Here is a 20,647-nt window from a genome sequence, read left to right as displayed (position 1 = left end):
CTACTTTTTTGGCTTAAAGCTTGTTGTCTTTTTTGCTAAATAAATATTGGGAGTTTTAGGTTTTTTCATACCATGTCCTAAATAAAAACCAGTATGAGCGGGTTGGTTATATGCTACATTTTGCCAAGCGATACTGGTGCGGTATAAAGGATCGTGCATTAAGGTAAATATGCGCTCTGAGGTACTATGTGGCGTTGAAAATATTACCAATTCGGTGTTTTCTGAATTTCGCCAGATAATTTCTTCTCTCCAATCTCCCAAAATATCGGCAATTAAACAGGGGTTTGATTTTGTGCCATTATTACTTTTTAAGCTCATGCCATCGTAATCATAAGCTTTTAGAAGAATATCAGAACTTTTAGTTTCGGGATTCCATTTTGCAATCACTGTTTTATCTACTATTTCTCGTAGTAAATCGCCATCCCACCATCCAAACATATTAAAACTGGCGCCTCTTGTACCCGTTGAAGGGTATGTTGTAGAGATAACTTCGCCTTTAACGTTATGTACTCCAGAGCCGTTAGATGCCCAACTTTCAGTGCCAATATGGTTAGGGTCTACATCGGCTGTAACACCTCTGCCTATATCTCCACTTCCAGTAACACTCCAAATAACATTACCTGTTTTTGGATCTCTAAAATCTATAGCTGGAATAGTAGTTCCATTAGCCACTTCATGTACCATAAAATATTCCAAACCTTCTCTATTAGGATCAAAATCACCTAAATGGCTAGCATCTCCATGACCAAAACCTGTGGAGTATAAAACAGTGCCATCATCATCTATGGCCGCAGAACCGTATTGAATTTCGTCTTTTCCATCACCATCTACATCACCTACAGTTATACTATGGTTACCTTGTCCATAAACCGCTTCTTTGCCACCTCCATCGTTTGTGTCAAATATCCATCGATTTGTTAATTTTCCATTTCTATAATCAAAAGCAGCCAGTACGGCACGTGTGTAATAACCTCTGGCAAATACTAAACTAGGGTGTTTGCCATCAAGATAAGCCACACAAGCTAAAAATCGATCCACTCTATTTCCATAACTATCACCCCAATCAGACACATTTCCTCTGGCTGGAATGTAATTTTGTGTATCTATAAAAGCGCCAGTTTTACCATTAAAAAGACTCAAATATTCGGGGCCTGATAAAATATAACCATTCGGAGCTCTGTAGTCTGCTGTAACATCACCTAAAATAGTTCCTGCTCCATCAACAGTGCCATCGGCAGTTTTGCATGCTATTTCTGCTTTCCCATCACCATCTAAATCATAAACTAAGAACTGTGTATAGTGTGCCCCCGAACGAATGTTTCTACCTAAATCTATAGTCCATAGCACAGTGCCATCCAATTTTATCCCTTGCAGGATGGTGTTACCTGTATAACCTCTATGTGAATTATCGTGTGAATTTGAAGGCATCCATTTCAAAATCAATTCATATTCGCCATCACCATCTAAATCGCCAACAGAAGCATCATTGGCTTCATAAATAAAATCTCTGCCATCAGGAGTTGTTCCGCCTTCAGGAGCTGAAACAGGAATTGTTTTATAGATATTATTCCAAACGTCTGTTGGTTTTGACGGTTTTTGTTCTTTTCCATTTATAATTGCCGATACACTATATGTTTCGTTTGAGACTATGGAATCTGTATAGTTACTAGCACCTGTGATTGGTGTTTTATTCAATAAGATTTTACCTCGATATACATTGTATGAAGCATTTTCAAACTCAGAAGCAAAAATTCGCCAACTTACTAAAACCTCGTTACTGTTTTTCCTAACAGCCAATACACTTCTATCTAAATCTTCCATTTGTTTTTGGGCTGATACAGGCATAAATGCTAATGTAAAGACCAAGCCAAAAAGGATTATTTTCAAATAGGAAAAACAATCTCTTTTTGAGGTTTTAATATTTGGAAATTTAACTACTAACTGTTTTTCATTCAAAATAATGACGTTTGTGGTTTAGTTAAAAAATTATTTTAAAATAGCTTTAAATACATTAACTTCAGTTTCCTGTGTTATTTTTATTAAATACAATCCTTTAGGATAATTACTTAAGTCTAACCTTTTAGTAGCATTGGCATTTTTTTTGACTAAAAATTTACCCATGGTATCATACACTTCAATAGTGCCACTATGGACTCCAGAAATATATAATTCATCAGTGGTTGGATTTGGATATATTTTTATTGACGAACTGTTTTTTATACCACTATCTTTAACAGAAAGGGTGCCTCCATTAGCTAAATAAATATTAGGAGAAGCAGGTGTTTGCATGCCAACGCCTAAATAAAAACCAGTATGTGCTGGTTGGTTGTATGCCACATTTTGCCATGCAATACTGGTGCGATAAACAGGGTCGTGCATTAAGGTAAAAATACGTTCGGTTGTGGGGTTAGGTGTTGAAAAAATAACAAGTTCTGTATTGTCAAATTTTCTCCAAATAATTTCTTCTCTCCAATCACCTAATATATCTGCAATTAAACATGGACTTGATTTTGACCCATTGTTGTCTGAAATGGAAACATTATCATAATTATAAGCTGTTAAAATTCTGTCTGTGCCTCCCTTAGCTGCATTCCATTTGGTAATAACCGTTCTGTCTACTAGCTCCCTTAATAAGTCGCCATCGTACCAGGCAAGCATATTATAAGTAGTTCCATTACCTGCAGTTGTTGGGTATGTTGTTGAAATCACATCTCCGTTAACATTATGTATTCCCGATCCATTTGAGGCCCAACTTTCTGCTCCAAGATGGTTAGGGTCAATGTCGGCAGTAACACCTCTACCAATATCTCCACTTCCTGGCACACTCCAAAATACTTGACCTGTTTTAGGGTTTCTAAAATCTATTTGTGGCACTTCGGGCCTATTAGCTTCTTCGTGCACCATAAAATATTCTAAACCTTCTTTATTAGGGTCAAAATCACCTAAATGAGCAGCATCACCATGCCCAAAGCCAGTAGTATATAATCCAGTGCCATTATCATCTATTGCACAAGACCCATATTGAATTTCATCTTTTCCATCGCCATCTAAATCACCTACCGAAAGATTGTGATTGCCTTGTCCTGCATAGGCACCGTTGCCGCTATTATTAGAGTCAAATACCCAACGATTTGTTAATTGTCCATCTCTATAATCATAAGCTGCTAATACCGTACGTGTGTAATAGCCTCTACAGAAAACTAAGCTAGGTCTAGCGCCATCAAGATAAGCTACACATGCTAAAAACCGGTCGACTCTATTACCATAATTATCACCCCAACTAGAAACGGAACCTCTAGCAGGAATGTAGTTTTGTGTGGTAATAAAAGCTCCTGTTTCACCATTAAAAAGACTCAGATATTCTGGACCAGTTAAAATATAGCCGTTTGAAGTTCGGTAATCTGCATTGGCATCGCCTAAAACGGTTCCAACACCATCAACGGTTCCATCGGCCGTTTTACATGCTATTTCAGCTTTTCCATCACCATCTAAGTCGTACACCATAAATTGTGTGTAATGTGCGCCAGAACGGATGTTTTTTCCTAAATCAATAGTCCAAAAAACGGTACCATCCATTTTTAATGCTTGTAAAATAGTATTCCCTGTATAGCCACTTTGTGCATTGTCTTTAGAATTTGTAGGGTACCATTTTAAAATTATTTCATATTCGCCATCGCCATCTAAATCGCCAACAGAAGCATCATTGGCTTCATAGGTGTAGCTTACATTGTCTGGGGTTGTTCCTCCAGCAGGAGCAGTTATAGGTATTTTTTTGTATATTTTATTCCAAACATTTATGGGTTGAGAAACTTCTTGCTCAATGCCATCAATTATGGCAGATACACTATAAGTGGCATTAGTAGATGTATTATCTACGTAATTACTTGCTCCGGTTATAGGTGTTGTATTTAATAGTGTTGTGCCTCTGTAAACGTTATAAGATGCATTTGTAAATTCTGTGCCAAAAATACGCCAACTTACCAATACTTGATTGGAACCAGTACGTACGGCCAATACGCCACGATCTAAGTTTTCCATTTGCTTTTGGGCTATAACAGGCGTTACTGCCAGTATAAAAGCTAGAACAAGTAGGCTATTTTTTAAATATGCCTTTAAGCTTCTTTTTGTTTTCATAATATTAAGTAGTTTTTTTGTCATAAAAATGGTTTAGTTTGGTTGTTTTAGTTGATTGCTTATAAACAAATTTAGAATTTACATTTAAAGAGGCTATCCTGCACTATCCTGTTATAGTCTGTTAGTATAGTGTAATATGTTGAAAACAAAGGTTTTAATAGGTGTGACTTTGAAAGCTATAGTTGCAGCAACATTGATTAGTTGTTCGGGAAGAAACGTATATTTATATCTTGAGAGAAAAGACAGTATATTTAGGGTCGTAATAACATGAAAATAGTAAAATCGGATAGATACAATAATGGATCAGTTTTTTGATTTTTTCTTAAACACTTATAAAGATAAAGATACTTTTGTAGTTATTTTAGAAGCGATTGTTTTAGTAACCGGCATTGCAAGTGTTTGGTATGCTAAAAAAGAAAACATTTTAGTGTATCCTACGGGATTAATAGCGACAATCATTTCAGTTTATCTTTTGTTAAATGACAAGCTATATGGTGATATGATGATAAATTTTTATTTTTCGATAATGAGTATTTACGGTTGGTGGAATTGGTCTAGAACCAAAAACAATCAAAAAGTGGTTAAAATTTCTAGAACAAACACTAATGAAAAAATAATTGGCTTTGGCTTATTTCTTTTAACAATAGCATTCACATATATCGTTTATAGGATTTTTGGAGATGAAATAACGATGTCAAATTATGTTGATATGTTTACTTCAGGTATGTTTTTTACGGCTATGTGGTACATGGCTAAAAAGAAAATCGAAAATTGGACACTTTGGATTATAGCTGATATCGTAACCATTCCGCTTTATGCCTATAGAGGTTTGGGGATGCTGTCGTTTCAATACCTTATATTTACAATTTTGGCTGTACAGGCTTATTTTTTATGGAAGAAAAGTATAAACAACAACCTTCAAACTGCATAAAAGTAGTGTTATTCGGACCAGAATCTACCGGAAAAACCACTCTTTCAGGACAATTGGCAAGATATTACAATTCGGTTTGGGTGCCAGAATATGCGCGTGAGTATCTTCAAAATAAATGGAATAACGAACGTAAAACCTGTGAACCTGATGATTTATTACCTATTGCTAAAGGACAAATTAAATTAGAAAACAAATTAGCCCAAAAAACTGATACTGTTCTAATTTGCGATACCGATTTACTTGAAACCAAAGTATATTCCGAGGCGTATTATTTAGGCTATTGCGACCCAATTCTTGAAAAATATGCTTTAGAAAACACATACGATTTGTATTTTTTGACTTATATTGACACCCCTTGGGAAGTTGACGATTTAAGGGATAAGCCAGAAGAAAGAGAAGCCATGTTTAAAGCGTTTGAAAATGCGTTAATTCTAAATAAAAGACCATACGTAATACTAAAAGGCGATAAAAAAGAACGGCTAGAAACAGCAGTTAAATATATTGATGAATTATTAAAGAAAAGCGAGTAATGTTTACAGAACAAGATATTCAGCAAATAAAAAATCACGGGTTAACGGTTGAAAAAGTGAATGCTCAAATAGAACGTATTAAATCTGGAATGAGTTATTCAAATCTTGTAGATGCTGCAACAATTGGTAACGGTGTTTTAAGAAAAAATGATGAGCAACAACAGAGTTCTATCGATTTTTTTGAAAGCAAACGCAGCGAATTATCTATGGTGAAATTTGTGCCAGCTTCGGGTGCAGCAACGCGTATGTTTAAATTTTTGTTTCAGTTTTTAAATGAATTTAAACCAAACGAAGAAAGTTTTGAATCTTATCAAGAACAAGAAAAAAACAAAGACATTTCGACATTTATAAAAGGCTTAGAAAACTTTCCTTATTATGAAATAGTTAAGAAGAAAATGGAGCAAACAAACCCTAATGTTGATAGTTTGCCATTAGGCGAACAATATATTTTGTTTGTTCAAACCATGTTACATGCCAATCGGTTAAACTATAGTTTTTTTCCAAAAGGGTTGTTGCCGTTTCATAAATACGAAAATCACGTTTCAACTGCATTTCAAGAGCATTTATTGGAAGCAACCATGTACGTGACTTCAGGAAATGTCACCTCTTTACACTTTACCATTTCTGATGCGCACAAAACCATGTTTCAGGATGAATTGAATCTTATAAAAGATAAACTTGAAAAAGAAAATAACACGCAGTTTGATGTGTCTTTTTCATGCCAAAGTAAATCTACAGATACTATTGCTATCACATCAAAAGATGAACTTTATAGAACAGAAGATAATGAATTACTGTTCCGACCATCGGGTCACGGCGCTTTAATAGAAAATCTTAATGCACTCGATTTCGATCTTATTTTTATAAAAAATATCGATAATATTGTTGTGTTAGAACAAAATATTGAGATTTCAAACTATAAAAAAATGTTGGCTGGAATCTTGTTACAAATACAAAAACAAGCTTTTAAATATTTGAATAATTTAGATGATAACGAAATATCGGAAGATGAGGTAAATAATATCGAGTTATTTGTGATTAATCGTATCAACGTAGAAATTGAAGACGCTTACCAAAACTTCACTTTAAAAGAAAAAAGAGCCTATTTACACAACAAACTAAACAGACCAATTAGAGTTTGTGGTATGGTTAAAAATGAAGGAGAACCTGGTGGCGGTCCATTTTGGGTAAAGGATGAAAATGGCGTTATTTCACTACAAATTGTCGAGTTTGCTCAAATTGATATTGAAAACCAATCGCAAAGAAATATTGTGGATAATGCAACCCATTTCAACCCAACCGATTTGGTTTGTGCAGTAAAAGATTATAAAGGAAATAAATTCGATTTAACAAAATATATTGACACAAACGCTGCTTTTATAACTATTAAATCGCAAAACGGTACCGATATCAAAGCATTAGAGCGACCCGGATTATGGAACGGCAGTATGGCACATTGGAATTCTATTTTTGTTGAAATTCCACTATTAACCTTCAACCCTGTAAAAATAGTTAACGATTTATTGAAACCTGCACATCAAGTTTAATAATGTTTGATAAAGATGCCCTGTATCGAGAATTGACTTTTAAAGCTGTTAGAAGTTCGGGTGCTGGTGGGCAACATGTAAATAAAGTATCTTCTAAGGTTGAACTTATTTTTAATTTATTGGAATCTTTGGTTTTTAGTGATGTGCTAAAAGAGCGACTAATTAATAAACTTCAAAACAGATTAACCACAGAAGGTGTTTTAGTGCTTCAATGCGATGAAAGTAGAAGTCAGCATAAAAACAAAGAACTCGTAATAAAGCGTTTTTTTGAAATCATTGAAAGCGGATTAACCATTCCCAAAAAACGAATCCCAACAAAAATACCAAGAGCTGTTATTAAAAAACGGTTAAAGAGCAAGCGCAAACTATCTGATAAAAAAGCAAATAGACAAAAACCAGACATTGATTAAAAATAATTATCAATTGTCAATTGTCAATTATCAATTGTTACTATCTTTGCAGCGTTCTCATAAAGGGGTGCTCGATTGATTGATGATTGAAGATTAACGATTAACGATTGATGAATGAAACATTCAAAAAATCAAAAAGCGTAAATCAAAAATCGGAAATCCATTTGGCTGAGATCATACCCAATGAACCTAGAACAGGTAATGCTGTTTAGGGATTTAAATTGAAACTTCAATGTATTACGAACGTGGTAATGCTTTGCAAATTCAATAAAACAATAATTATAAACCATAAAGAATAATTACCTCTTTTTATTCGATTATTATTTAATCGATATGAAAAATTTATTTCTTTTTTTAACACTATTGGTGTTATCAGTCAGTGCAAACGCACAAAACAATCAAGTTCAACAAGATTCAACTAAAACCCAAAAGCTAGATGAAGTTTTGGTGAATGCCGTTCGTGTAAATGCTACATCACCTATTACACATTCAAACATTACCAAAAAAGATTTAGAAAAACGTAATTTAGGTCAAGATTTACCAATTTTGTTAAATTATTTACCATCCGTTGTAACAACCTCCGATGCTGGTGCAGGTGTGGGCTACACAAGTATTCGTGTTCGTGGTGTTAGTGGGCAATCAACCAATGTGACTATCAACGGTATTCCGTATAACGATAGTGAGTCGTTGGGTTCGTATTGGGTAGATTTACCCGATTTTTCATCTTCGGTTGAAAGTTTACAACTGCAACGTGGTGTTGGTACATCTACCAACGGTTCGAGTGCTTTTGGAGCAAGTATCAACATCTTAACCGATGCTGTTTCGTATGAACCGAATGCTGAAATTTCAAATGCTTTTGGTAGTTATAATACGAGAAAGCATAATGTTAAATTCAGTACAGGATTAATCAATAATCATTTTGAATTGTCAGGGCGCTTATCGCAAATTAATTCTGATGGCTATATTGATAGAGCGTCTTCCGATTTAAAATCCTATTTCCTTCAAGGTGTTTATAAAGATGATAATACCTTAATAAAAGCTTTAGTGTTTGGTGGGCACGAACTAACATATCAAGCTTGGTACGGAACACCTTTGGCTAGAATTAATGGCGATGCAGCAGGTATTGAAGCTTATATTTTAGAAAATTATCTATCAGATGCTGAAGCTGAAAATCTTAGAAATTCAGACAGAAGGTATAATTATTATACTTATGAAAATGAGGTTGATAACTATAAACAAGACCATTACCAATTGCATTGGAACGAGCGCTTTAATAGTAATTGGTCAACTAATTTAGGATTAAATTATACATATGGTCGTGGGTATTTTGAGCAATACAAAGTAGATGAAGACTTTGCCGATTATGATTTAGAAGAAATTACCATGGGCGGAGAAACCATTAATAGCACCGATTTAATTCGTAGACGTTGGTTAGATAACGATTTTTATGTGGTTAATGGAAGTGCTAATTACAAAAACGAAGATTTAGATATGTCTTTTGGTATGTCTTATAGTAGTTATGTTGGAAAACATTTTGGTGAAATTATTTGGGCGCGTTACGCTAGTAATTCTGAATTTGGCGACCATTATTATGATGGTAAAGGAGATAAGAAAGACTTCAGCTCATTTATTAAAGCGACTTATAGGTTAAATGATAAGGTGAGTTTGTATGGTGATTTACAAACGCGTGTTGTAGATTATAAAACATCGGGTTTAACCTCCGATAGAGTGAGTTTGTTAGTAGACGAGACTTTTAATTTTTTCAACCCAAAAGCAGGAGTAACTTACGAATTTAATACAAATAACAATGTGTATTTTTCGTATGCCAGAGCAAATCGCGAACCAAGTCGTAATGATTTTGAAAACAACCCAGAGATTAAACCAGAGCAATTAAACGACTTCGAGTTGGGTTGGAGACATACTAATAAATCTTTTAGAGTGAGTGCCAATACATACTATATGCTGTATAATGAGCAGTTAACTTTAACAGGAGCTATTGATGATGTGGGAGCGCCTATTCGAGAAAATAGTGGTGCAAGTTACCGTTTAGGTTTAGAAGTTGATGCGGCTATTCAAGTATCTAAGCAGTTTGCCGTTCAGCCAAATGTTACTATAAGTTCGAATAAAAATAAAGAAACTGTTATTTCAAAAGATGGAGATTTGGTGAATTTGGGAAAAACCAATATTTCGTTTTCACCCGAACTTGTTGCTGCAAATGCTTTAGTGTTTCAGCCAGCAAATAATTTCCAGATGTCTTTTTTAAGTAAATATGTAGGGGAACAGTTTATGGGGAATTCAGATTCTGACGCTTCAAAATTAGAAAGTTATTTTGTGAATGATTTCAATATTACTTACGAGTTGAAACCTAATTCAATATTCAAATCCATTTTATTTTCAGGATTGGTAAATAATATTTTTGGAGAGAAATATATATCTAATGGATATTATTACACGTATGATGATACGTGGTCAGATCCAAATGCAACAATAACTATTGAAGGTGCTGGTTATTATCCGCAAGCAACCACAAACTTTTTAGTAGGTGTTACTTTAAAATTTTAATTTTTGCCTCAAAATTTGATTTGGAAAAAGCGGCTCTTTAAGGGTCGCTTTTTTAGTTGTTATAAACTCTAATAATGGAACCTGAAACTTCAACCCTGTACCGAATTAAGGTGTAAGAACCTGTGGTGCCTTCTCTTTTAATGCCATTTAAAATATCATACGAATTACCATCATCGCAATTGCACGTCGCAATAATGCCTGCAACACTTAGTTTTGAACAGGTGCTTATTTGGTGGTTTGGGTCTGTTATCTCAAAAGCATTATAATTAGTACCACCTGCATAATATAGCACAACTCCGTTTATGCCATAAGGACTGTTTAGAATCACAAAATTTCCTGGAAATTTTAATTGGCTAAATTCTGGTAAATTGGTATTGATTAAACTGCCAGTATTAAATTGGTAGTTTGGTAAATAAGGATTTTTAGTAATCATGTTATCGGCACTACAAGTGGCCAATAAAACAAAACAGGTTACATATAAAAAGGGCTTCATATTTAAGTATAATATAATTTTCAGTTTACAACATTAAGCAAAATGAGCTAAATATTTTGTATATTTGTGTATAATCTCGTTTGAACGAGATTTTTTTTATGCTGAACTCGTTCAGCATTTTATTATTAATAAAACGATGAAGTTATGAGTAAAGTATCATACTATACACCAGAAGGGTTAAAAAAATTAAGAGACGAGCTAAAGCAATTAAAAGATGTGGAACGTGTAAAGGCATCTAGAGCCATTGCTGAAGCTAGAGATAAAGGCGATTTAAGTGAAAATGCTGAGTATGATGCCGCCAAAGAAGCACAAGGCATGTTGGAAATGCGTATTTCTAAATTAGAAGATGCGTTGGCAGGAGCACGTATTATTGATGAGTCGCAATTAGATAATTCTAAAATATTGGTATTATCTAAAGTGAAAATAAAGAACCAAACCAACGGTATGGAAATGAACTATACATTGGTTGCCGATGGTGAAGCGGATTTAGCTTCGGGTAAAATATCGGTAAATTCACCAATAGGTAAAGGCTTGTTAGGAAAATCGGTTGGAGATGTTGCCGAAATACAAGTGCCTAATGGCATAATGAAATTTGATATTATCGAAATTTCCAGATAATTCCAAAAAAACATTTATAAAAGATTCCTAGTTAATTAAATTAGGAATCTTTTTATATTTACAACTGTTTACATTAATTTTCAACAATATGGCTTCAATTTTCACCAAAATAGTTAACGGAGAAATTCCTTGTTATAAAATAGCAGAAACTGATGACTTTTTAGCGTTTTTAGATGTAAACCCCAATGCAAAAGGGCATACGTTGTGCATTCCTAAAAAGGAAGTCGATAAAATTTTCGATTTAGACGAAGCTTCATATACAGGATTAATGCAGTTTTCAAGACGGGTTGCTAAAGCCATTGAAAAAGCCATACCATGCAAACGCGTAGGTGTTACCGTTATTGGGCTGGAAGTGCCTCATGCCCATGTACATTTAATTCCGTTACATACTATGGAAGATGCACGTTTTATTCAAAAAACCAAATTATCTCCAGAAGAATTTCAAGAAGTTGCAAATAGTATTAAAGCGCAATTATAGGTTGGTATAAACAAGAATAGCCACGACACAAATGGTTATGATTATGCCCGAAAAAATAGCCAACCATGATGCTTTTTTTAGGTGTGTTGAAGGCTTTCTGGGGATAGCAGCCTTTTTGTGATATTCAAAAACAAGCTCAATATCATCGGTCCAATTTACAGGATAAATAGTGCTCTTGCACGTTTTACAAGCCATATCATATTTAATTTCAGGAGTAATGGCTTTATAAAAACTGGTTTCTATGGTTTTTTGTTTAATTGTTAAATATAAACCATCGTTATTGTAACAAATGGGGCAGTTATTATTTAAATCAACTTCCTTTATAAAAATAAATTTTTCGACCATAATTTATAGTTTATGCACGTTTAAGTGTTATTTTAAACGTGGTTCCTTTATCTTTTTCAGATTGCAAAACCTTTATTTTGCCATCATGAAAATCTTCAATAATGCGCCTTGTTAGTGATAGACCCAACCCCCAGCCACGTTTTTTAGTAGTAAATCCAGGCTCGAATATTTTATTAAAATCTTTTTTAGATAGGCCTTTGCCTGTATCGGTAACGGTTACCATGATGGTGTTTTCTAATTGAGAAATTTCTAAAGAAATTTTGCCGCGACCTTTCATAGCATCAATGGCGTTTTTAACTAGGTTTTCTATACACCAACTGTATAGTTGTTTGTTTAGATTTACTTGAATTTCACCATCTGGGATCTTGATATCAAATTCAATAAGGTTTGAAGATCGGGCTTTTAAATAATCGTAAGAATCAATAGTTTCTTTAACAATGTCGGCAACCTCTAAAGTAGGTACAGATCCTATTTTACTAAAGCGCTCGGTAATGGTTTGTAGCCTGTCTATATCTTTTTCAATTTCAACAATATAATCGGGGTTAGTATTTTCAGATTTTAAAATTTCGGTCCAACCAATTAAAGACGATAAAGGCGTGCCTATCTGGTGTGCCGTTTCTTTGGCCATCCCAGACCATAGTTTGTTTTGGGTGGCATTCTTATTGCTTCTGTAAAAAAAGAAAATAACCGCGCCAAAAAGAAACACAATAAGCAATAAAGCCAGCGGATAGTATTTTAGTTTGTTTAATAATTCGGAATTTCCGTAGTAAATAGTGCCGACAATGCTATCTCCTAATTTTACGGGAATGGGTTTGTTCTCTTCTTCGAACCGTACTATTAGTTTTTTAAGGTATAAAGTGTCAGATATTTTGGAGTCGTTTATATTGTTGTAACTGCCTAAGCTACCATCCTCATTAATAACCAACATGGGTGTAGTTTTATTACTGTTAAGTATTTTAAGGGTTAAATCTAAATTGGCATTGGTTTCAAAGTTTATAAAATCGGTTTGAGCAAACGACCAATTTTCCATCTTGGTACGCTCTTCTTCTTTGAAATGCTGAAAAAACTCATAGGTTTTCCATAAAATAAGTGATACAATAGCAAACGATGCTACTATTATTACCCAACGTAATGTGTTGCTATATTTTGTAAAAATCATTCTCTATTAAATAACTGGTAATATAATGTAAATCTGTTAATATTATTGTCCAAGTTGTTAGTAAAATGGTTTTTTGTTATACATTAGATTAGTTACATTTGCTTAGATAGTTAAAATTCAATATTAATGACTAAGCGAAACTAACATAAATATTTTGTTAAGTTATTAATGAAAATAAATTGTTAGTTTTGTTGAAATTAAAAAAGTTTAATGCTTTCAATAGATCCAAAAACACTATCAACCAGTAAATTACATAGTTACTTGTTAAGTGCTGTGGCACCAAGACCTATAGCTTTTGCAAGTACTGTTGATGTTAATGGGCATGCTAATTTATCGCCATTTAGTTTTTTTAATGTATTTAGTGCGAATCCACCCATATTAATTTTTTCGCCTTCACGTCGTGTAAAAGATAATACTGTTAAACATACACTTAAAAATGTGTTGGAGACAAGAGAAGTGGTTATAAATGTGGTGAGTTTTGATATGGTTCATCAAACATCGTTAAGTAGTACCGAATATCCCGAGGGAGTCAATGAGTTTGAAAAGTCAGGGTTTACTATGTTGAAATCTGATTTAGTGAAACCATTTCGTGTGGCTGAGTCGCCTGTCCAAATAGAGTGTAAGGTGAATGATATTATAGAATTAGGAACTGAGGGTGGTGCAGGAAATTTAATTATTTGTGAAGTAGTAAAGCTTCATATAGACGAAGATGTTCTTGATAAAGACGGCTCTATAAACCAAGTAAAATTAGATTTGGTTGCCAGAGCAGGAGGAAGTTATTACAGTCGTGCCAAAAAAGGTTTTTTTGAAATACCAAAACCTTTAACCACATTAGGTATTGGGGTTGATAATTTTCCTGAAGACGTTAAGAATAGTATGGTGCTAACGGGAAACGATTTAGGTATGTTGGGCAACGTAGAGGTCTTACCAACCCAAACCGATGTTGATGCTTTTATTAAAGATATAAGTGAAAGGTATCCGAAAATTAAAACATCAACCCACAGGCAAAAACATAAGCTAGCACGTAATTATTTAAGTTTTGGAGATGTTGAAAGTGCTTGGAAAATATTGTTGTCTTAATTTTTAGGCAGTATAGATAGAGAATAAATAATAAGAATAAATACAGATTAAATGGAAGTTCAAGGAAGAATTAAAATGGTAGGCGAAACCCAATCTTTTGGAGGTAATGGTTTTAGAAAAAGAGAAATTGTAGTAACTACGGAAGAACAGTATCCACAACACATTATGGTGGAGTTTGTTCAAGATAAATGCGATTTACTTAATAACTATAAAGAAGGTCAGCAAGTAAAAATCAGCATTAATTTACGTGGACGCGAATGGGTAAACCCACAAGGGGAAACCAAATATTTCAACTCAATTCAAGGTTGGAGAATTGAGGCTTTACAAGCAGCAAGTTCTGATGGTAATTTGCCACCAGTACCACCTATGGATGCTTTTGAGCCAGCAGGTGATTTAAATGAAGATGATCACGACGATTTACCGTTTTAAAACCCATTGATTCCTTCCATTTTTAAGGGAAGGTGGATTTTGATTCCATAGAATCAAAAGACGGTAGGGTCAAATTAATACAGCCTCAATATTCTATAAAAATGTTGAGGTTTTTTATTTTTACGGTATTTTAAATTGTTTATGGAACTATTAACCCAAGACATAAAATTTCCAGATGTTGCCAAGACCACTGAAGATGGTTTGTTGGCTATTGGTGGCGATTTATCGGTAGCACGTTTATTGCATGCTTATAAACAGGGTGTTTTTCCATGGTTTAGTGAGGGAGAACCTATTTTATGGTGGTCTCCAAATCCTCGTTTCGTACTCTTCCCAAAAAAACTGAAAGTTTCAAAAAGTATGAAACAAGTATTAAAGAATAAAGACTATGTTGTTACTGTAAATAAAGATTTTAGAGCAGTAATTACACAATGTTCTAAAATGAAACGAGCCGGACAACCCGGAACTTGGATTACTAACGACATGATTGAGGCTTACATAAAACTTCATGATTTAGGTTATGCAAAATCTGTTGAGGTTTGGGAGCATGATGAATTAGTTGGTGGTTTGTATGGTGTAGATTTAGAAAATGGTGTGTTTTGTGGCGAAAGTATGTTTAGTAAAAAAAGCAATGCCAGTAAAATTGCATTTATCACCTTTATTCAAAATAATAACTACAAACTTATAGATTGCCAAGTTTATACCAATCATTTAGAAAGTTTAGGCGCTGAGGAGATATCTAGAGAAGTCTTTTTGAAATATTTAATGTAGTGGTTTTAAAAATGATTATCTTGAAATAGTTTAAAGATTATTTTGAAAATTATGAGAAAACGTTTCATCCTTATACAATTAATTTTTGTTTCCTTTTTTGGGTATTCTCAAATTTTAAAAAAAGCAATACCAGATAAATTGGTTGTGCTTACTTTTGATGATGGCTGTGTTAGCCATTATACTTTTGTAGCGCCATTGCTGAAAAAATATAATTTCAATGCTACTTTTTTTATGTGTGAATTCCCTCCAAATTATAAGGACAGCACAAAATATATGACTTGGAGTCAGGTTAAAGGACTCTCAGATATGGGGTTTGAAGTGGGAAACCATACACTTTCTCATGCTAAAATAAATAAAATCACAAATCAAGAATATAAAGAACAAGTACAAGCTATTGAAATTAAATGCGATTCTATCGGTATTTCAAAACCAACGTCTTTCGCATATCCTGCTTACGATTTAAATGCGTCTGCGCTCCAAATCCTAATGGAAACAGATTATAAATTTGCTCGTGCAGGTGGTAGTAGGGCTTACAATCCTTTAGAAGACCATCCTTTTCTATTGCCTAGTTGGGCGATGAAATCGGATAATAAAAATCAAATTATAGAAGCCTTTAACGAAGCTAAAAACGGAAACATTGTGGTAATTACCATTCATGGTGTGCCAGATATTGAGCATCCTTGGGTTAATACGCCGCCCGAATTATTTGAAGCATATCTACAGTATTTGAATGATAATGATTTTAATGTCATTTCAATAAAAGATTTAGACAACTATATTAATACGGATATTGCTCTAAAAACTATTGTTCCGGATTTGAATAAGAAACTTAAAGGTTAAATTAGAAAGTGTTTTTAAGTGAATTTAATTTTTACAAGTATTATTAAAATATTTACTAAACTTTATCATACCTAAAACAGTCAGTTTCATGGTCGTTTACCATGCCAGTTGCTTGCATATGGGCATACATTACAGTGCTGCCAACAAACTTAAAACCGCGCTTTTTTAAGTCTTTACTTAAAGCATCGCTAATGGCGGTAGTAGGAGGAATTTCTTTATAGGTTTTCACTTTGTTTTTTATAGGTTTACCATCAACAAAACCCCAAATATAGTTACTGAAACTGCCAAATTCTTCTTGTATTTTCATAAATAATTGAGCGTTTGTAACAGTAGCGTTTACTTTTAACTTATTTCGTATAATACCAGCATCTTGCAATAAAGTATCAATTTTAACTTGCTGATAGTTTGCTATTTTTTTATAATCAAAATTATCAAAAGCTGCTCTAAAATTTTCGCGTTTACGCAAAATAGTAATCCAACTTAAACCTGCTTGAAAAGTTTCTAAAATTAAAAATTCAAAAATAGTGGCATCGTCATAAACCGGGACGCCCCATTCTTGGTCATGGTATGCTTCGTATAAAGCATCGCCAACACACCAACCACATCTGTGTTTTTCAGCCATCATGTTTTATTTGTAAGTATTAAAGTAAAAGTATGACAATTATCATCTAATTTAAAATAACCAGATACTAATTTTGTGCTAATCCAATAAATGCAAAATCAGTATGCAATGACCCATAGTTATTATCTTATGTCATATAAGATACTTAATGGTGAATTGCGCCTGACCAATAAAGAATAAATATTAATAAACAAATGAAATCAATTATATCCAATAGTTTGAAACTAGGGATTACCTATCAAGCTTATAGAGAACTTGTAAAGCAATTATCTGAACAAAATTCTACAACAGGAAATGAAGAAACGGAAGCTTTGGCAAATTACACAAAGCTTAATGATAGACGTATGAACCGATGGGATAAAACGTTGAAAATTTCACATGAATCTCAAAAAAAAATTAGTGAATTTGAACAGAATGTTACTTGGTTGGTTGTTATTGAAAGTTGGTGTGGAGATGGGGCTCATGTACTGCCAGTATTAAATAAAATTGCGGAATTAAATAATCATATTAATTTAAAAATTGTACTTCGTGATGAAAACCCAGAACTTATGGATTTGTTTTTAACCAATAAAAGGCGCTCGATACCTAAATTAATTATGATTGATGCAGAAACCGGCGATGTTTTAAACACCTACGGACCCAGACCAAGTGAAGCAACAAGTCTTGTAAGTCGTTACAAAATGAAGTATGGGTTTTTAACACCAGAATTTAAAGAGGATTTGCAACATTGGTACAATGGTGATAAAGGACAAAATGTTATTGATGATATAACAAATATGCTTTGCGAATTACAACCTAATGTTTGCCTATAAAGCTAAATGTAATAGAGCCTAATTGTGTTTTTTTAGAAGCATCTGCACTAAATTTAGAACTTTTCGCATACTCTAAAGCATGTTCAATTAAACATTCGTTTTTAGAGTTTGAAGAGTTGTTTACGTACGCATCTATTACACTACCATTGGCATTAACCGTAATATTAATAACAATTTTCCCATCAACTTCGCACAAATAAACTGGTATAGGTATGAATACTTTTTTTCTATCTACCAACGAAAAACTAACCGTACTTTTAGTATTAACACCTGTATTTTGTTGTTGTTTCAATAAATCGTTTACCTTGCTGTAAGAAGATAATTCTTCTTTGTTTACCGCAGGTTTTATAGGCTTGTTTTCACCTAAACTATTTGATTCGTCACCTTCGCCATCACTTTCTTCACTCGATGAAGGCACATAATCTTCAGGTGGTGCAATTTGCTGATATGCCTGTGCAAAATGTTTGGTTTTATCGGCTTCGTTAAATGCGTTGTTTGTTTCTGCTTTATTGGCGTTTATTTTTTCTAAAGCTTCAAGTATTTTTGCTTCCTCAGGGGTTAATTCTTTTTCAGGCTCCATTTCATAATAGCTTTCGGTAACCAATTCATCCTGCGTTTTTATGCTTAAATTAAAAACAGAAAGAATCACCGTTCCTGATAATAAGATCGTGATTAATAGAGATTTATGTTTGTTTGAGAGGTTCAAATACGATTTTAAAAATTATAATGGTAATAATATATACGACAAAGTAAGGTAAAAAGATTAAAAAAGCATAAATTCTAAGAAAATGGATAGACTTGATAAACCTTCCAGGGTTCTATAGCCGAAGCGTTTTCTGGTAAAATCTAATCCTATTAATAATGAATTATAGTTTTCTAGAATACCTTGATAGCCTAAACCTAGTTTATACATATTACCCTATTCAAATGATTTTCCCATGCCTAATAGCGTTCCATAACCACCACGAATAAACAAGTTGTCATCATCTGCGATTATATTGTATTGTAAGCTTAAATAAGCAGGAAAAAAATGTAACCCTTGTTTAGAATGCCAATCGTATTCAAGGTTTAAGCCAACTAAAGATCGCTTGTCAAATTGATAACCAATGGAGTTGTTTACAAAAAGTGCACTTGGCTCAAAAAGCGTGCTATCATCAGAATCATCAAAAGCAACATAATCTTCATTAACGGTTAATGTTGTCGCTAACGATATTTTATAAAATATACCATTATTTTTATCTGTTTGTTCTTGAGAAATAGCAACATAATATGAAAGCAAAAATAAACATGGAAGAAATTTTATTTGCCTCATAATGTTGTAGTTAGTGAGATAAATATAGTATGAAATATTATTCCAAAGGAAGGTTTTTTATAAAAGTTTTTATTGAAACACCGTTATCTACATGAAAGTCGCCAATTTTAGTCCTTCTCAAAGCCGATAAATGTCCGCCAGAATGTAGCGCTTTTCCAAAATCGTTAGCCAAAGAGCGTATGTAAGTGCCTTTACTACAAACCACTCTAAAATCAACATTTAATGAACTTGTACTGAGCGCGGTCGAAGTATTAATATTGGTGATTTCAAATTCTGAAATGTTTACGGTTCTAGGTTTAATTTCTACCTCTTCACCAGCTCTGGCAAATTCGTATAATCGTTTCCCGTCTTTTTTTATGGCAGAAAACACTGGAGGAAACTGTTGAATCTCTCCAATAAAGCCTTTCGTTGTTTCGTGTATTAATTCGTTGGTAAAATGGGCCGTTGGGAAGGTTTCATTAATTTCTGTTTCCAAATCAAAAGATGGCGTGGTGCTTCCTAAAACAATGGTGCCGGTATATTCCTTTATTTGTGCTTGAAATGTGTCTATCTGCTTGGTCATTTTCCCAGTACAAAGCACCAATAAGCCTGTAGCCAATGGGTCTAAAGTACCAGCGTGGCCAACCTTTATTTTTTTAATATGGAATGCCTGCCTAATCTCCCAGCGAAGTTTGTTTACTACCTGAAAGGAGGTCCAATGCAGTGGTTTGTCAATTAATAATACTTGACCGGATTGATAGTCTTCAACAGTCATTAAATTATAGTTAATTTTTGAATGAAGAAGTGAATAAACAATATAAGAGCTCCGGCAACAATTCTGTAATAGCCGAAAATTTTAAAACCATGTTTGCTTAAATAGGTTATAAACGATTTTATAGCTATTAAAGCCACTATAAAACCAACCACATTTCCAATAATTAAAAGGTTCACTTGGTCTGATGTTAACTCAAAACCTGCTTTATAATAATCGTAACTTTTTTTAACTGTTGCGCCCAACATGGTTGGAATGGCTAAAAAAAATGAAAACTCGGCAGCTACCGTACGGGATAATTTTTGTGTCATACCACCAACGATACTTGCGCCACTTCTTGAAACACCAGGAATCATAGCCAAACATTGGAAAAATCCAATTTTTAAAGCGGTGAGGTATGAAATCTCTGTGCCGTCTTCATCACCAAACCAATCATCAACTTTTAAAAGTAAAAAGCCACCGATAATTAAGGAAACTGCCACTGTGATAGGGTTTTCCAATAAAGAATCAATGGAGTCGCTAAATAACAAGCCTAAAATTACGGCAGGAATAAAAGCAACAAATAGTTTGAAATAGAAATCTAAACTTTGAAAAAAGCGCTTGAAATACAATACAATAACCGACATAATAGTTCCAAGTTGAATTACTATGGTAAACAGTTTTGTAAAGTCTTCGTGTGCAATTCCGAAAAAAGACGAGGCCACAATCATGTGTCCTGTTGAAGATACCGGCAAGAACTCGGTAATACCTTCAATAATGGCTAAAATAATGGCTTCAAATAAATTCATGGGGCAAATGTATTAAAAACGATATTTTAATTTACAAA

At 33.7% G+C, this 20,647-nt stretch carries 23 protein-coding genes; 12 read left to right on the top strand and 11 right to left on the bottom strand.

Going from position 1 to position 20,647, the window contains the following annotated elements:
• Nucleotides 1-1,845, bottom strand: coding sequence for a rhamnogalacturonan lyase (locus VP395_RS06490; RefSeq protein WP_346240939.1), 1,845 nt, complete (start codon nt 1,843-1,845; stop codon nt 1-3).
• Between the two features lie 141 nt (nt 1,846-1,986).
• Complete coding sequence (locus VP395_RS06485) at nt 1,987-4,134, bottom strand: rhamnogalacturonan lyase family protein (RefSeq protein WP_346240938.1); 2,148 nt, start codon at nt 4,132-4,134, stop codon at nt 1,987-1,989.
• Nucleotides 4,135-4,432: 298 nt separating this feature from the next.
• On the opposite strand from VP395_RS06485, the gene pnuC reads away from it, so the two are divergent.
• The 5 genes from pnuC (at nt 4,433) to VP395_RS06460 (ending at nt 10,114) form a co-directional block, all read left to right on the top strand.
• A complete protein-coding gene (pnuC, locus tag VP395_RS06480; protein WP_346240937.1) occupies nt 4,433-5,065 on the top strand; it encodes a nicotinamide riboside transporter PnuC in 633 nt (210 codons plus the stop codon).
• Nucleotides 5,026-5,595 carry an AAA family ATPase gene (locus VP395_RS06475; protein WP_346240935.1) on the top strand — a complete coding sequence of 190 codons (570 nt, stop codon included), beginning with the start codon at nt 5,026-5,028 and terminating at the stop codon, nt 5,593-5,595. Before pnuC ends, VP395_RS06475 begins: the two co-directional genes overlap by 40 nt.
• Complete coding sequence (locus VP395_RS06470) at nt 5,595-7,142, top strand: DUF4301 family protein (protein WP_346240934.1); 1,548 nt, start codon at nt 5,595-5,597, stop codon at nt 7,140-7,142. The genes VP395_RS06475 and VP395_RS06470 overlap by 1 nt, the downstream gene beginning before the upstream one ends.
• Nucleotides 7,143-7,144: 2 nt before the next feature.
• Entirely contained in the window at nt 7,145-7,552 is a 408-nt protein-coding gene (gene arfB, locus VP395_RS06465) for an alternative ribosome rescue aminoacyl-tRNA hydrolase ArfB (protein WP_346240933.1), read from the top strand.
• 333 nt (nt 7,553-7,885) lie between these two features.
• Entirely contained in the window at nt 7,886-10,114 is a 2,229-nt protein-coding gene (locus VP395_RS06460) for a TonB-dependent receptor (RefSeq protein ID WP_346240932.1), read from the top strand.
• Nucleotides 10,115-10,166: 52 nt separating this feature from the next.
• Here VP395_RS06460 and VP395_RS06455 read toward each other — a convergent pair whose 3' ends face one another.
• Nucleotides 10,167-10,607: a hypothetical protein gene (locus VP395_RS06455; RefSeq protein WP_346240931.1), complete on the bottom strand. Its 441-nt coding sequence runs from the start codon at nt 10,605-10,607 to the stop codon at nt 10,167-10,169.
• Nucleotides 10,608-10,751: 144 nt separating this feature from the next.
• Here VP395_RS06455 and greA point away from each other — a divergent pair, with 144 nt between their 5' ends.
• Nucleotides 10,752-11,225: a transcription elongation factor GreA gene (greA, locus tag VP395_RS06450; protein WP_346240930.1), complete on the top strand. Its 474-nt coding sequence runs from the start codon at nt 10,752-10,754 to the stop codon at nt 11,223-11,225.
• Between the two features lie 88 nt (nt 11,226-11,313).
• Nucleotides 11,314-11,703 (top strand): HIT family protein, encoded by a 390-nt coding sequence (locus tag VP395_RS06445; protein WP_346240929.1) that lies wholly within the window; start codon nt 11,314-11,316, stop codon nt 11,701-11,703.
• Here the strand turns inward: VP395_RS06445 and VP395_RS06440 are convergent.
• Both VP395_RS06440 and VP395_RS06435 read right to left on the bottom strand, forming a co-directional pair.
• Complete coding sequence (locus VP395_RS06440) at nt 11,698-12,048, bottom strand: hypothetical protein (protein ID WP_346240928.1); 351 nt, start codon at nt 12,046-12,048, stop codon at nt 11,698-11,700. The genes VP395_RS06445 and VP395_RS06440 overlap by 6 nt on opposite strands.
• Before the next feature lie 10 nt (nt 12,049-12,058).
• Entirely contained in the window at nt 12,059-13,207 is a 1,149-nt protein-coding gene (locus VP395_RS06435) for a sensor histidine kinase (RefSeq protein ID WP_346240927.1), read from the bottom strand.
• Between the two features lie 210 nt (nt 13,208-13,417).
• Here VP395_RS06435 and VP395_RS06430 point away from each other — a divergent pair, with 210 nt between their 5' ends.
• The 4 genes from VP395_RS06430 to VP395_RS06415 all read left to right on the top strand — a co-directional run bounded on the left by VP395_RS06430 (nt 13,418) and on the right by VP395_RS06415 (nt 16,324).
• On the top strand, nt 13,418-14,287 hold the full coding sequence (locus tag VP395_RS06430) for a flavin reductase family protein (protein ID WP_346240926.1): 870 nt from the start codon (nt 13,418-13,420) through the stop codon (nt 14,285-14,287).
• A 51-nt stretch (nt 14,288-14,338) separates the two neighbouring features.
• Nucleotides 14,339-14,716: a DUF3127 domain-containing protein gene (locus tag VP395_RS06425; RefSeq protein WP_346240925.1), complete on the top strand. Its 378-nt coding sequence runs from the start codon at nt 14,339-14,341 to the stop codon at nt 14,714-14,716.
• 141 nt (nt 14,717-14,857) lie between these two features.
• On the top strand, nt 14,858-15,484 hold the full coding sequence (aat, locus tag VP395_RS06420) for a leucyl/phenylalanyl-tRNA--protein transferase (protein WP_346240924.1): 627 nt from the start codon (nt 14,858-14,860) through the stop codon (nt 15,482-15,484).
• 51 nt (nt 15,485-15,535) lie between these two features.
• Nucleotides 15,536-16,324, top strand: coding sequence for a polysaccharide deacetylase family protein (locus tag VP395_RS06415; RefSeq protein WP_346240923.1), 789 nt, complete (start codon nt 15,536-15,538; stop codon nt 16,322-16,324).
• A 55-nt stretch (nt 16,325-16,379) separates the two neighbouring features.
• Here VP395_RS06415 and VP395_RS06410 read toward each other — a convergent pair whose 3' ends face one another.
• Entirely contained in the window at nt 16,380-16,946 is a 567-nt protein-coding gene (locus tag VP395_RS06410; protein ID WP_346241011.1) for a DNA-3-methyladenine glycosylase I, read from the bottom strand.
• A gap of 194 nt (nt 16,947-17,140) precedes the next feature.
• Here VP395_RS06410 and VP395_RS06405 point away from each other — a divergent pair, with 194 nt between their 5' ends.
• Complete coding sequence (locus VP395_RS06405; RefSeq protein WP_346240922.1) at nt 17,141-17,758, top strand: thioredoxin family protein; 618 nt, start codon at nt 17,141-17,143, stop codon at nt 17,756-17,758.
• On the opposite strand, the gene VP395_RS06400 is transcribed toward VP395_RS06405, so the two are convergent.
• The 5 genes from VP395_RS06400 to VP395_RS06380 are packed head-to-tail and all read right to left on the bottom strand — an operon-like array spanning nt 17,742 to nt 20,609.
• Complete coding sequence (locus tag VP395_RS06400; protein WP_346240921.1) at nt 17,742-18,464, bottom strand: energy transducer TonB; 723 nt, start codon at nt 18,462-18,464, stop codon at nt 17,742-17,744. The genes VP395_RS06405 and VP395_RS06400 overlap by 17 nt on opposite strands.
• Before the next feature lie 57 nt (nt 18,465-18,521).
• A complete protein-coding gene (locus tag VP395_RS06395; protein ID WP_346240920.1) occupies nt 18,522-18,671 on the bottom strand; it encodes a hypothetical protein in 150 nt (49 codons plus the stop codon).
• Nucleotides 18,672-18,677: 6 nt separating this feature from the next.
• Nucleotides 18,678-19,070, bottom strand: coding sequence for a hypothetical protein (locus VP395_RS06390; RefSeq protein ID WP_346240919.1), 393 nt, complete (start codon nt 19,068-19,070; stop codon nt 18,678-18,680).
• A 37-nt stretch (nt 19,071-19,107) separates the two neighbouring features.
• A complete protein-coding gene (gene truB, locus VP395_RS06385; RefSeq protein WP_346240918.1) occupies nt 19,108-19,824 on the bottom strand; it encodes a tRNA pseudouridine(55) synthase TruB in 717 nt (238 codons plus the stop codon).
• Complete coding sequence (locus tag VP395_RS06380) at nt 19,824-20,609, bottom strand: undecaprenyl-diphosphate phosphatase (RefSeq protein WP_346240917.1); 786 nt, start codon at nt 20,607-20,609, stop codon at nt 19,824-19,826. Before VP395_RS06380 ends, truB begins: the two co-directional genes overlap by 1 nt.
• Nucleotides 20,610-20,647 lie beyond the last annotated feature (38 nt).

Source organism: Mariniflexile soesokkakense (genome assembly GCF_039650365.1).
Taxonomy (GTDB): Bacteria; Bacteroidota; Bacteroidia; order Flavobacteriales; family Flavobacteriaceae; genus Mariniflexile; species Mariniflexile soesokkakense.
Note: the sequence above shows the minus strand (reverse complement) of the source record. Positions and strands in the feature narration are given on the sequence as shown.

Coding starts and splice junctions, on each gene's coding strand:
- VP395_RS06490 (WP_346240939.1), bottom strand. CDS start 1,845: ATGCCTGTATCAGCCCAAAAACAAATGGAAGATTTAGATAGAAGTGTA.
- VP395_RS06485 (WP_346240938.1), bottom strand. CDS start 4,134: ATGAAAACAAAAAGAAGCTTAAAGGCATATTTAAAAAATAGCCTACTT.
- pnuC (WP_346240937.1), top strand. CDS start 4,433: ATGGATCAGTTTTTTGATTTTTTCTTAAACACTTATAAAGATAAAGAT.
- VP395_RS06475 (WP_346240935.1), top strand. CDS start 5,026: ATGGAAGAAAAGTATAAACAACAACCTTCAAACTGCATAAAAGTAGTG.
- VP395_RS06470 (WP_346240934.1), top strand. CDS start 5,595: ATGTTTACAGAACAAGATATTCAGCAAATAAAAAATCACGGGTTAACG.
- arfB (WP_346240933.1), top strand. CDS start 7,145: ATGTTTGATAAAGATGCCCTGTATCGAGAATTGACTTTTAAAGCTGTT.
- VP395_RS06460 (WP_346240932.1), top strand. CDS start 7,886: ATGAAAAATTTATTTCTTTTTTTAACACTATTGGTGTTATCAGTCAGT.
- VP395_RS06455 (WP_346240931.1), bottom strand. CDS start 10,607: ATGAAGCCCTTTTTATATGTAACCTGTTTTGTTTTATTGGCCACTTGT.
- greA (WP_346240930.1), top strand. CDS start 10,752: ATGAGTAAAGTATCATACTATACACCAGAAGGGTTAAAAAAATTAAGA.
- VP395_RS06445 (WP_346240929.1), top strand. CDS start 11,314: ATGGCTTCAATTTTCACCAAAATAGTTAACGGAGAAATTCCTTGTTAT.
- VP395_RS06440 (WP_346240928.1), bottom strand. CDS start 12,048: ATGGTCGAAAAATTTATTTTTATAAAGGAAGTTGATTTAAATAATAAC.
- VP395_RS06435 (WP_346240927.1), bottom strand. CDS start 13,207: ATGATTTTTACAAAATATAGCAACACATTACGTTGGGTAATAATAGTA.
- VP395_RS06430 (WP_346240926.1), top strand. CDS start 13,418: ATGCTTTCAATAGATCCAAAAACACTATCAACCAGTAAATTACATAGT.
- VP395_RS06425 (WP_346240925.1), top strand. CDS start 14,339: ATGGAAGTTCAAGGAAGAATTAAAATGGTAGGCGAAACCCAATCTTTT.
- aat (WP_346240924.1), top strand. CDS start 14,858: ATGGAACTATTAACCCAAGACATAAAATTTCCAGATGTTGCCAAGACC.
- VP395_RS06415 (WP_346240923.1), top strand. CDS start 15,536: ATGAGAAAACGTTTCATCCTTATACAATTAATTTTTGTTTCCTTTTTT.
- VP395_RS06410 (WP_346241011.1), bottom strand. CDS start 16,946: ATGGCTGAAAAACACAGATGTGGTTGGTGTGTTGGCGATGCTTTATAC.
- VP395_RS06405 (WP_346240922.1), top strand. CDS start 17,141: ATGAAATCAATTATATCCAATAGTTTGAAACTAGGGATTACCTATCAA.
- VP395_RS06395 (WP_346240920.1), bottom strand. CDS start 18,671: ATGTATAAACTAGGTTTAGGCTATCAAGGTATTCTAGAAAACTATAAT.
- VP395_RS06390 (WP_346240919.1), bottom strand. CDS start 19,070: ATGAGGCAAATAAAATTTCTTCCATGTTTATTTTTGCTTTCATATTAT.
- truB (WP_346240918.1), bottom strand. CDS start 19,824: ATGACTGTTGAAGACTATCAATCCGGTCAAGTATTATTAATTGACAAA.
- VP395_RS06380 (WP_346240917.1), bottom strand. CDS start 20,609: ATGAATTTATTTGAAGCCATTATTTTAGCCATTATTGAAGGTATTACC.